The 11,053-nt window shown below is 56.7% G+C and carries 12 protein-coding genes and 3 tRNA genes; 7 read left to right on the plus strand and 8 right to left on the minus strand.

Features of this window, described 5'->3' with window-relative positions:
• Nucleotides 1-79: 79 nt before the first annotated feature.
• The gene (locus JM93_RS07480; RefSeq protein ID WP_145341816.1) at nt 80-985 is read right to left on the minus strand and encodes a trypsin-like serine peptidase; all 906 of its coding nucleotides are present in this window, start codon (nt 983-985) and stop codon (nt 80-82) included.
• 155 nt (nt 986-1,140) lie between these two features.
• Here JM93_RS07480 and JM93_RS07485 point away from each other — a divergent pair, with 155 nt between their 5' ends.
• The gene (locus tag JM93_RS07485; RefSeq protein ID WP_145341818.1) at nt 1,141-1,548 is read left to right on the plus strand and encodes a DUF4149 domain-containing protein; all 408 of its coding nucleotides are present in this window, start codon (nt 1,141-1,143) and stop codon (nt 1,546-1,548) included.
• Nucleotides 1,549-1,667: 119 nt separating this feature from the next.
• Here the strand turns inward: JM93_RS07485 and JM93_RS07490 are convergent, their stop codons facing one another.
• The 4 genes from JM93_RS07490 to JM93_RS07505 all read right to left on the minus strand — a co-directional run bounded on the left by JM93_RS07490 (nt 1,668) and on the right by JM93_RS07505 (nt 4,484).
• On the minus strand, nt 1,668-2,003 hold the full coding sequence (locus JM93_RS07490; RefSeq protein ID WP_145341820.1) for a hypothetical protein: 336 nt from the start codon (nt 2,001-2,003) through the stop codon (nt 1,668-1,670).
• Between the two features lie 27 nt (nt 2,004-2,030).
• Nucleotides 2,031-2,729 carry a L,D-transpeptidase gene (locus JM93_RS07495; RefSeq protein WP_425280812.1) on the minus strand — a complete coding sequence of 233 codons (699 nt, stop codon included), beginning with the start codon at nt 2,727-2,729 and terminating at the stop codon, nt 2,031-2,033.
• Nucleotides 2,717-3,673: an ABC transporter substrate-binding protein gene (locus JM93_RS07500; protein ID WP_145341822.1), complete on the minus strand. Its 957-nt coding sequence runs from the start codon at nt 3,671-3,673 to the stop codon at nt 2,717-2,719. The genes JM93_RS07495 and JM93_RS07500 overlap by 13 nt, the downstream gene beginning before the upstream one ends.
• Nucleotides 3,674-4,408: 735 nt before the next feature.
• Nucleotides 4,409-4,484, minus strand: a tRNA-Thr gene (locus JM93_RS07505).
• A gap of 604 nt (nt 4,485-5,088) precedes the next feature.
• Here JM93_RS07505 and JM93_RS07510 point away from each other — a divergent pair.
• The 3 genes from JM93_RS07510 (at nt 5,089) to JM93_RS07520 (ending at nt 8,020) form a co-directional block, all read left to right on the plus strand.
• Nucleotides 5,089-5,823 carry a hypothetical protein gene (locus tag JM93_RS07510; protein ID WP_145341824.1) on the plus strand — a complete coding sequence of 245 codons (735 nt, stop codon included), beginning with the start codon at nt 5,089-5,091 and terminating at the stop codon, nt 5,821-5,823.
• A 119-nt stretch (nt 5,824-5,942) separates the two neighbouring features.
• The gene (hmuQ, locus tag JM93_RS07515) at nt 5,943-6,248 is read left to right on the plus strand and encodes a heme-degrading protein HmuQ (RefSeq protein ID WP_145341826.1); all 306 of its coding nucleotides are present in this window, start codon (nt 5,943-5,945) and stop codon (nt 6,246-6,248) included.
• 311 nt (nt 6,249-6,559) lie between these two features.
• Entirely contained in the window at nt 6,560-8,020 is a 1,461-nt protein-coding gene (locus tag JM93_RS07520) for an alanine/glycine:cation symporter family protein (RefSeq protein ID WP_145341829.1), read from the plus strand.
• On the opposite strand, the gene JM93_RS07525 is transcribed toward JM93_RS07520, so the two are convergent.
• The 3 genes from JM93_RS07525 to JM93_RS07535 are packed head-to-tail and all read right to left on the minus strand — an operon-like array spanning nt 8,017 to nt 9,909.
• A complete protein-coding gene (locus JM93_RS07525) occupies nt 8,017-8,838 on the minus strand; it encodes a TrmH family RNA methyltransferase (RefSeq protein ID WP_145341831.1) in 822 nt (273 codons plus the stop codon). The two genes, JM93_RS07520 and JM93_RS07525, sit on opposite strands and share 4 nt — an antisense overlap.
• Before the next feature lie 52 nt (nt 8,839-8,890).
• The gene (locus JM93_RS07530; protein ID WP_145341833.1) at nt 8,891-9,409 is read right to left on the minus strand and encodes a PaaI family thioesterase; all 519 of its coding nucleotides are present in this window, start codon (nt 9,407-9,409) and stop codon (nt 8,891-8,893) included.
• Between the two features lie 59 nt (nt 9,410-9,468).
• A complete protein-coding gene (locus JM93_RS07535; protein WP_208994996.1) occupies nt 9,469-9,909 on the minus strand; it encodes a MarR family winged helix-turn-helix transcriptional regulator in 441 nt (146 codons plus the stop codon).
• Between the two features lie 421 nt (nt 9,910-10,330).
• On the opposite strand from JM93_RS07535, the gene JM93_RS07540 reads away from it, so the two are divergent.
• The 3 genes from JM93_RS07540 to JM93_RS07550 form a co-directional block, all read left to right on the plus strand.
• A tRNA-Tyr gene (locus JM93_RS07540) sits at nt 10,331-10,415 on the plus strand.
• A gap of 22 nt (nt 10,416-10,437) precedes the next feature.
• Nucleotides 10,438-10,511: transfer RNA gene (locus JM93_RS07545), tRNA-Gly, on the plus strand.
• Between the two features lie 167 nt (nt 10,512-10,678).
• A partial coding sequence (locus JM93_RS07550; RefSeq protein WP_208994999.1) for a GTP-binding protein occupies nt 10,679-11,053 on the plus strand: 375 nt, incomplete at its 3' end.

Consider the following 11,053-nt stretch of genomic DNA (forward strand, 5'->3'; position numbering starts at 1 on the left):
GTTGACCGCCATGACTTTTTTGAAACGCATTCTTCGCCTTTAGGGGGAGAGCGGGGAGGTGCGAAATGGCGCGCGCGGTTTAATCGCTTTCGTTCAAATCGAACGCTGGGCGCAGTGAGAAACCACCGGCGGCCTGCCCCGGACGTGCCGGTGTCTCTGCAGAGGTCACTGCCGCTTGTTCGGTCAAATCCGAAGCTCCGGCATCTTGGACAGGCGTGCAGCTCGGGTTTTTGAGGAGGGACTGCCACTTGCCATGGGGCACAACTGCCGATCGGACATTGTCGATTTTCGCCGACATCACTGCGGCAACTTTCATGGTGCCGTTTTCCTGAAGAAAAATCGGCCCGCCGGATGCCCCTTGCTCCGTGCCGCAGTCGGTGACCCAACTTCCATTCACGGTGCCAATGACGCGGCACTGAGGGTCGGCTGTCGGTAAAAAACGGCGCGAGCGCCGATAACCAACCGCCATGAAGCTGGAATTCGGCGTCACTTTTTGCTCTTCACCGCCGCCGATTTGCGGTACGAGCGGCAGCTTGGCCGCCTCGGACAAAACCACAATGGCAACATCATTGTGGATGTCTTTAAGCTGTGGTGTTTCGGAAAACACGTAGCCTTCGGGGATTTTGAAGCAGGATGCATGGATTCGGGCAGAATAGGCATCGCGCCTGACCCCCGCGACGAAGATGACGTCTTCGGGGTTGAACGGCTTGCCGCTGACCCGGGAAAAAAGGCAGTGCGCGGCAGTGAGGACAAGATTGGGTGCAATCAACGTGCCGGTGCACATGGAGGTGCGCCTGAACCCGGCGACGTTGACCCGGCCGATGGAAGGCCACGGGGCCGCGGTGCTATCGATCACGGTCAGCTGTTTCAAACCCGCTTCCGTAGATTGGGCCGGGACGTCGCCGAAGATGAAAAATCCGGCAACGGCAATTGCTGCAGTCATGCGAAGTTTGGACCAAGCACGCTGTGTTTTCCAAAAGGGCATGGGTCTGTCTCAAGCTTTTGCCGGAACAAGTTTGCCACCGTTGCACGTTCGGGTTAACCGCCCCTGAATTGAATAGAATACATAAAATACGAGGGCACATCCGCCAAGCCAATGAATGCGTAAATTTCGCAGTTCAACAACTTGAGGACGCGATCTTGGAGTATTTGTCCCTGCTTGCCGTGTCGACCTTGTTTGGTGGCATGATGCTGTATTCGTTCGGGTTTGCGCCGTTGGTGTTTCATGCGCTTGATGGCGAGACGGCCGGCCGGTTCCTGCGAGCCGCTTTTCCCTGGTATTACCTGTTTGTCACGGGCTGCGCCGGCTTTTCGGCCTTTCTGTTGGCGTTTGTCGATTGGCGCCCGGCAGCCGGTTTGCTTGTCGTGGCGCTCACCGGGCTTGCCGCTAGGGAGCTCCTGATGCCGCGTATCAACGACGCACGGGATCAGGACCTTGCGGGAGACATCTCCGCAAAAAAACGCTTTGCCTGGCTGCACGGTGGCTCTGTTGTCCTCAATATGCTGCAGCTTGTCGGCTTGGGGGCTGTGCTCTACGGATATGCTTAGATTTCCACCAACGAGCTGCACAGGCGGCGCCGGTTCCCGCCCGTTAAGAGAAGCGGGATCAAGACGGTTCGGCGATGCCCAAGGCAGCTCGCTGGTCGGCTCCACCTAGTGGCCGGTCGTCAAGCAGGCGTGACAGACTGAACCATGCCATTGTTGTCGATGATGCAAACGGCCTGTCCGTTCGGCACTGTTAGAGTGACCTGATAGGCGTTGCCGCCGGACGGACCTGAATTGATCGGCAACACACTGTCCCCTTCGACCTGCAGCTGCTGTGCCGCCGTTGAGGCGCATAACAGCTGTAGGTCCGCTGGGGCTGTGTTGGCTCCTGCGCGTACGGTCGGTTGGGCCGTCTGGCCTCCGGAACCGGATGTATTGCACCCTGCAAGGGCCAACCCTAGAAGCGCAGCCCCGCCCGCAATGCGCACGGTCCGCGGAAAAGTCTGGCTGTGTTTCATAGATATCCCCACCGCACAACTATTTTCTCACACGCCTTTATAAAGCGCTGCGCCCTGCATCAGGACGATCACTTTGGCGCCCACCTCGACCCGTTCATAGAGATCGATTACATCCTCATTGTTCATCCGGATGCAACCAGATGAAATATTCAGGCCAATCGACCAGGGTTCAGTGGTGCCGTGGATCCGATAAATCGAGTCCCGGCCATCGACGTAGAGATACATCGCCCGTGCTCCGAGCGGGTTGTCTTCGCCTCCTGGCATGCCGTTTTTCCACTTCGCGGCTTCCGGGTCCCGGGCAATCATCTCAGCTGGCGGAGTCCAGGTTGGCCATTCCCGCTTTTGGCCGACCTCAACAATGCCGGCCCAGCCGAATCCGTCGCGGCCCACACCGATGCCGTAGCGGATGGCCTGAAAATTCGGCAGGACAAGATAGAGAAAATGGCGGTCGCCATCGATGATGATGGTTCCGGGTTTTTCGGCCGTACGAAACGTCACAAGCTGACGCTGAAACTCCTCGGGTGTCTTGCCATGGGCGCGGTAGTACCGAACCGCCGCTTGTGGAGTGTAAGGGACCCAGCGTTTGTTGACATGGTCATAAATCTGGGTTCCGAAGGTTTGTGCCATTGCTGCTCCGGCCATAACACAGGCTATAAGCGTCGCCGCAGCCGCAGCGGGCTTGGCCATTTTCCACTTTGAAATCTGGAACAACGTCATTTGGTCCACTCCTCGAGGCGGCTTTTGTTGGCTGCGATCCATTCCTGGGCCACTTGATCAGCAGGTTTCCCCTCCACCTCAACAGCATAGCTCATGGTTGTCGCATCGGAGGCCGTCAGTTTTACCGCGTTCAGGAAGGTTGCGACAGCTGGCATATCTTGCCCCAGAGACGCGGCAAAGCCGATATGAAACCGGCCTTCGTCCCAGGCGGTGTCTGCGCGCGATTTGGTAAGCCAGTCAGGGTCATCCGCGCGTTTCACGATGGTCCAACGATCAGAATCATGTGCGGGTTCGTCCAGCATGACCACATCATGCAGATCGAATACATGATGCGGGCCATAACAGTAGAACACGATTGGCTTGCCGAGCGCTGCTGCCGCATCGACAGCCGCCATTGCAACTTGTTCAGGCATTTCGAGCAATGTCATGGTCTGATCATAGCCGTAGGAGCGGGCCCTGATGCGTTCGATCTCTGTTGATGACCAGGTCGGCGCTCCGATCCAGATTTCGCCCTTACCATCGCCATCCGTGTCAAATCGGGCTGCGATATCCGGATTTGTCAGGTCGGAAACGGATGTCAGGCCGGTTTCCTGCCGGGTCTGGTGTGTCGTGCAGACATTCTGGCTTGCAGCAACTCCATGCTGGCCAAGCACAAGTTTTGCAGGCTCTGCGGACAGGCGATCGACCGAGGCTTCCAGGTTTGGCAGCCAGATCTCGGGATGGATATGTACCTTTCCACTGCCGATCCCGCCCAGGATTGTCATGGTTCCCTGTTCGCGCAACTCGGTCTCGACGCCGAGTTCGTCTTGAAGGGTCGCTGATAGGATATGTGCCGTGACCTGAGCGGACGGCCAGGCTGGAACACCGATCACGACCGGTTCGGCCGCAACTCCGGTTCCACTGAGGCACACTCCAAAACAGCTTGCTCTCAGCAACTGCAAAAACCGCGTCATGCTGTCTCCCGGTATGTCCTGGCGGTAAGGATGGCCCCTCTGTGCGGGACTGGCGGCAAAAGGTTGTAGAAAAGAGTACCAGCTGCGTCAGAGGCTTTCATCGGCTTGAGGAGCGTGTCTGCCATCTGCCACAACAACTGGCCGCGCCAAGCATACTGCGCGGTGCCGTTTTTACATCCCGGTCTCCAAAGCAGGATATACCCCGTTTGAAACGGGCTTGGCATGTTGGCGTTCGAGGCAGGGGAACACGCACCTGCCCAGTGCGGTTGGTGCACAGTAGGACACTGCTCCCGGTCCTTCGGCTTATGAATCTGCTCAACGATGATGCGCTTTCCCTTCGAGAGTGGGACGCCGGCCCATAAAAAACCTTATCGCAAGCAGGCATACAGGTCATTATGCTTTGTCGACCTTTGCGGAAAATATCAGAATAGCCTTTTTCGTTTTTGGGTTTAAATGCAATTACCCTTCGGAATGTGTCTCCGGTTGCTTTTTCGAGACTAGTCAGAACGAGTTCAAGACAAGTCAGAACGAGTTAAGTGTGCTGACACCCAGAGCTCGGCGCGCCTCAGAGAGTATCGTGCGCCTGCGGTGCAGAGGGGGAGTGCCCATCAGCCTGGACCGGCAATGCGACGCTGCCTAAAATTCGGAGGACCTACAGCCCGGCGAATTGCGGCGACGGAGGCCCGCATGAAGTCACACCAGGGTACTCTCCGAACACGGCCGATTTTTGGGAGGTGGTGCCGGCAGCAGGATTCGAACCCGCGACCCCGAGATTACAAATCACGTGCTCTACCAACTGAGCTATACCGGCGCTGGGGAGGGCTTCTATCAGATTGAGCGGTGATGTCCATAGGGGGATGAAATTTTTGCACTTTCCATGTGGAGAAATAGCTAAGCGACAGAAAATGCGTGTTTTTCGGCTTTGCCGGACCATGAAAAACCTCTCACGACTCTGTTGTCCCTTTAAAACCGCCTGATCGCATCACGCGTGCCCGACATTGGTTTTTGCTTGATATTCGCTCCGGCAATCTGCCCGGCTTTTTCGGAGCGAAAGCCAACCTTTCCATTTTTTCGGCTCTCAAGAGCTCATATTTTACGGCCATCAAAAAGTTGGAAACCTGGGCAGTATTCGCGCAAGCCGTCAGACAGATGGACGGCCCGACTTTGCGCGCAAACCGTCCGTTGATTGAGGTCGTCGTCAGATCCGGTTTGGGATGCGTCTCTCATTTTTCATCCTCCAGCGTCTCGCATTCCGAGGATAAATTGGTTGTGACGTAAGGTTCGCGCAAGAGTTGCGTTCAATTGTCAATTTTGCGGATATATCCGCACGTGTTTGTGAAGAGCGGTTCAGGATCGAAGCCCTGCGCCGATGGCTACCGCTTTAAAAATCATGTTATTTTTAGAAGGACAACGCAATGTACATTGATACGCTCGACAGCGAAGGCGCGTTTTGGTTCGGAGGCGCCGGCAACGACACCTTCAAGGGTTCGCTCTACAATGACTTCATGTTTGGCGGCGCCGGCAACGACACGTTCTTAATTGAATCCGCTACGAATTCCAATGTGTATAGCGGCGGCGATGGCACTGACGTCATTCACGTCACAAAGCTCGGCCCATACCAGATTTTTGCTGCCATCGAGATCTTGTCAATCACGGGGATCGAGGAAATCCGGAGCGATGTGACAACCGCTCCCACCTATATTTACATGGGCCGGTTTCTGCCGGAGATGAGCAATAATCCCACTGGCGGCGGTGAAAACCCTGACTTCCTCAATCTGAGGGATGTCAATCTCGTCAATATCGATGGCATTCGAGGCGCCGGTCAGGCCGATACGATCATCGCAAGCAATGGCGACGACCTGATCGATGGCTGGACAAACAGCGATACCCTGACAGGTGCCGACGGGGCCGATACGTTCCACTTCGAACAACACTACAATCAGGATTTTGGCAACGATACGGTGACCGATTTCACCGACGAAGACACGATCCAGTTCACGACCGATGTCTTCGCAGATGCGGCTGCGGTCTTTGCCGCTGCGGCTCAGGTGGGTGCCGATACGGTGATCACTTATGATGCAAACAATTCTGTAACCCTGCAAAATGTTGCGCTTGCATCCCTGACAGCTGACGACTTCTCGTTTGTTTGAAGTGTAGCATCACACGAATTGCCGGGCGGAGCGATCTGCCCGGTTTTTATATGAGTTGAAAGCTCAGAATATCCGAGATACGGCTTGGCGACGCTGCAGATTGAAGAAAGGTGCTGAGCATGTATGTCGCTATGAACCGGTTCCGGGTGAAGTCGGATCAGGAGGAGGCTTTCGAAGAGGTCTGGAGAAACCGCGATTCCCATCTGGAGCAGGTTCCTGGTTTCAAGAGCTTTGATCTCTTGAAAGGGGCTCCGTTGGACGACGGAACGACGCTTTACGCGTCACATACGATTTGGGAGAGCCATCAGCATTTTGTCGACTGGACGAAGTCCGAGCACTTTCGCCAAGCGCACAAGAATGCTGGCAACAACAAGACACTGTATGACGGTCCGCCGTCCTTCGAGGGTTTTGAAAAAGTGCTTTAGGTACGGCATCAAGCCCGCGGCATGGGCGGCCATGCCGCGGCTCCGGGTGGCCACTGGTATGATGCGCTGGCTGGATGTTGTTCGGTTTCAAGTTTTCAAGTTATTGAAATTAAGTATTTTTAACTCGGGTCCGCGCCCTTTCATGTGGATACTCATGAATATCGGCGCCAGACAGTCGTCGCGTGCTTTCTTGTCGAGCGTGCATTTGGCATGACTTGCACCCGTTGATTGCCAATGCGGCACAAAGCAGTTTTTAAAAACAAGAATGCGGTTCGCGCGGTCGCCCGGCGAAACCCGGGGTAGAACAGAGTATGGACACGATCATATCGGCGCTGAACACCGTCATCTGGCAATATGTCTTGCTATACGGGCTGATTGGCGCCGGCCTTTATCTGACAGTTCGTCTAGGCGCTCTGCAGTTCCGGCATTTCAGCGAGATGTTTCGGGTGTTGTTTGGCGCTGGCAAGCAGAACGATGCGGGCATAACGCCATTTCAGGCACTTAGCGTCAGCTTGGCATCACGGGTTGGAACGGGAAACATCGTTGGTGTTGCCGTTGCCTTGTCGTGGGGAGGTGCCGGAGCGATTTTCTGGATGTGGGTGGTCGCCCTTGTTGGGATGGCAACAGCCTATGCCGAGGCAACGCTCGCTCAGCTCTACAAGATCAAAGGCCCTGAGGGCTTGTATCGAGGCGGTCCGGCGTTCTACCTCGCCAAGGGAATGGGCTGGCATTGGCTGGGCGTGGTTTTTGCCATAGTTGGAGCGGTTTCTTTCGCGGGGCTCATCCCGGCGGTGCAGTCAAACTCGCTTGCCGATTCGCTTGAAGGTGCCTTCGGTGTGCCGCAGATTTACACAGGGATCGGCCTTGGCCTGGTGGTTCTTGCAGTGCTGTTTGGCGGATTGCGCAAGGTCGCAAGCGTTGCTGCGGTCGTCGCGCCCGTTATGGCGCTGGCCTATATCGGCTTTGCAGTGGTTCTCATTCTCTTGCACCTGCCGGACGTGCCAGCCCTGCTGTGGCACATCGTTGGTGGAGCCTTCGGGCTTGATCAGGCAGCAGGCGGGGCCGCGGGCGGGGTTCTCGCCGCACTGCTCAATGGCGTTCAGCGCGGTCTGTTTTCAAATGAGGCCGGCATGGGGTCCGCACCCAATATCGCTGCAAGCGCGGTTCCAACCCCGCACCACCCGTCCAGTCAGGGATTTGTGCAGGCCCTCGGCGTGTTCATCGACACGATTCTCGTGTGCACTGCGACAGCGCTTATCATCTTGTTGTCAGGTGTGACGGAACTTGAGGGGGCGCCTGTCGGGGCACAGCTGGTTCAGGCCGCTATGGCCGTTCACGTTGGGTCCTGGGGTGTCAGTCTGATTGCAGTCATTTTGTGCTTCTTTGTGTTCACAACGATCATCGCAATCTATGTTTATGCAGAGAGCCAGATGGTGTTTTTGAAGCTGGCCGGCAAACGTGTTCTGACGCTGATGCGTCTCGCAGTCTTCGCGCTTATTGTCTGGGGATCAACGGTCACCGTAAGCACCGCCTTCGCGGCGGCAGATGCCGGCATTGGCATTATGGCGGTTATCAATCTGATCGGTGTTGTCTTGATGTCGGGGACGGTCGCCAAACTAACACGCGATTATTTCCGGCAGCGAAAGGCCGGGATAAGCCCGGATTTCGATGCCAACATGTTCCCGGAATTGTCAGACCGGATTGACGCGCGCATTTGGACACCGGAGGTTTTGCCGGACAACGCGGCCAATCCGGACAGGAAGCGGGCCTAAAGGCCCATCTTCTGGCGCGCGACATAAAGCGAGAGCACAGCTGCATTCGAAACGTTGAGCGAACGGATTTCTCCTGGCATGTCAAGGCGGGCCAGATGATCACAAGCCTCACGGACGCCGTGGCGCACCCCCTTGCCTTCAGACCCAAGTACAAGGACAGTGCGCTCACCAAACATGGTGTTTTCGAGGCTTTCCGGACCGTCGCTGTCAAGGGCGATGCTCGTGTAGCCATTTTCGCGCATTTCCGCGATGAACTTTGCCATGTTCTTGACCCGCACATGCTTGATCATGTCGAGAGCGCCGCTTGCTGACTTTGCCAGGACGGGCCCTTCTTCCGGGGCGTGGCGTTCAGTCGTGACAACAGCATCGGCGCTCAAAGCCACGGCCGACCGCAGAATTGCACCCACATTGTGGGGATCGGTGACCTGATCAAGCGCCAGAATGAGCCTGCCTTTTTTCAAATGTTCCGGACCATAGGCGGGCAGGGGATCCGCCTCCAGGATCATGCCTTGATGGACCGCGTCCTTGGTGACCATGCGGTCCAGTGCTCTCGGCATGGCAGATTCGACCGGCACATCGATTTTTACGCCGCGCTCTTCCAGCCGCTTGAGCGCATTGTCCGTTGCGAACAGCTTTTTCCGCTTTCGATCACTGTTTGCAAATGCAGCTTCTACCGTATGAAGACCGTAGAGCAGAATGGGGCCTTCTGGGGGCAGGCCGGGTCGGCGCGGGGGCGGCTTCGGCTTGCCCTTGTATCCAGGCTTTTTTCCGCCTGCTCTTTTGGCGAAGGAGGGTTTGGAGGAGGGATCTTGCGTCATGGCGCATCCCTACCTCCTAATCTGCGTTTTAGGAAGGCTTTATCGCCTGTGACTAGGCTCCAATCCGAGTGATCATGCAGCTCACGGAGCCATGCGCAATCATCTTGCCGTTGTGATCGACCAGGGTGCCTTCGGCCGTGGCCAGCCGCCGTCCCCTGTGCACGACACGGCCCTCGCAAATCGCCTGTTTGCCGTTCGGCATCAGCGGACGGACCATATTCACGTTCAGCGTGGTTGTTGTGTAGAATTCGCCCGGTTCAAGCTCGGTATGCACGGCGCAGCTCAGCGTGCTGTCCAAGATGGTGGAGAGCCAGCCGCCATGAACCGTGCCCTGCGGGTTCATGTGGTTGCGGCCTGGCGTCCCTGTAAACACGACACGGCCCTTTTCGGCCTCCGACATGAGGATATCCATGGTGACCATGATCGGAGGTGCCGGGAGCTGTGAGTTCAGCATAGCCTGCATGATGTCCATGCCGCTCATTTTGGCGATTTGGTCGAGCGGAAGGGCGCCCAAAGGATGGGCGTCAGGGATACGCGTGGTATCTTTGGGAGCGGTAAGAGTGTCGCTCATGAGGGCTCCATCATGTTTGAAGGTTTCTGAAAGATGTAGTGTTTTGCCGGGGAGTGCGCTCAGGAGGCTCCGGCTTTGTGAACGGCTTTGCGCAGGGTTTTCATCTGGGTCCGAATTGTATCGGCCCCGGCTTCTCCCAATTCGGCCGTTAGGCTGTCCTGCGCTTGCTGCCAGGCCTCAGAAGCTTCCCTGATTTTTGTTTGCCCGGCAGCGCTCAGTTCCGGCTTGATGCGGTTTGGTGCGATCCTGACCTTGTTTACCAGCCCGGCCTCCTCAAGCAGTTTCAGGTTTCGCTGGAGCGTCGACCGGTCGACGCCGAGGAGGCGGGCAAGCTCTGAAAGCGAGTCGGCTTCACCGGCCCCGATCAGGCCGAGCAGCATTGCCTGTGTGATTTCAAGGTCAATGGGCGCCAGAAACCGGTTGTAATGACGGGTCACCAGATTCGCGGTGCTGCGCGCTGCATGGGCCAGACACACATTGCGCATCCATTCCAGTTCCATGCCATGCCTCCTCGCTGTTGCAACTACAACATGACTAGACATGTTTTGTTGTAGTTGCAACAAAGAAGCGGTGACAAAGTTTGCTCAGCGCCCGCCAGAGATCAGGAGTGCATTGTCAAACCGAAAGAAATTCCGTTCGTCCACAGCCTCGGGCTTTGACGGACGGCGCGGTCGCAAACTGGTTTGAAAAGGCGTATTCTCGGGCTCTGACGCGGTGAACGCTGCGTTATCCTGTCCGAGTGCAAGCCGAATTTGCAGCCTACGCGCTGCCGATATGCGATTTTGTCATTTTCTGTTTCAAAACGGCGTTGACACCGATGGCCCTCATCTGCATAACACGCGCCACGGGATTGCTCGCCCCTCGCGGACGGGCTTTCCGGTCAAGCCATCCTGACCGCTTCGGCGTGAAGTAGGACGAGATGGAGGAGTGCCCGAGTGGCTAAAGGGGACGGACTGTAAATCCGTTGGCTATGCCTACGTTGGTTCGAATCCAACCTCCTCCACCACCGTCCCGCCCAATGCCGGTGCGCGGGTGTAGCTCAATGGTAGAGCAGCAGCCTTCCAAGCTGACGACGAGGGTTCGATTCCCTTCACCCGCTCCATCATGGGAGCTGATCGGAATGTCCGGATCGGAAGCTGCTTTCGCCCGGAAATCCTGAAAAGTTCTTAGGGAAGCAATTCGTCGCTCTTGACCAGCAAGATGCGCCGGAAAGCGTCCCGCCTCGAGCCTTTATCGATTGAACTGCGTATTGGACAGAGAGCGACGCCGATGGCGAAGGAAAAATTTGAGCGCAACAAGCCGCACGTCAACATTGGCACGATTGGCCACGTTGACCACGGCAAGACGACGCTGACTGCTGCAATCACGATGACGCTTGCCGAGGCTGGCGGAGCGACTGCGAAGGCCTATGACGAGATCGATGGCGCGCCTGAAGAAAAGGCTCGCGGCATCACCATCTCCACGGCGCACGTTGAGTATGAGACGGAAAACCGTCACTACGCTCACGTTGATTGCCCTGGCCACGCCGACTACGTGAAGAACATGATCACCGGCGCAGCGCAGATGGACGGCGGCATTCTTGTTGTGTCTTCTGCTGACGGCCCGATGCCTCAGACCCGTGAGCACATCCTGCTTGCGCGTCAG

The sequence above is a fragment of the Roseibium hamelinense genome, from assembly GCF_007830545.1.
Taxonomy (GTDB): Bacteria; Pseudomonadota; Alphaproteobacteria; order Rhizobiales; family Stappiaceae; genus Roseibium; species Roseibium hamelinense.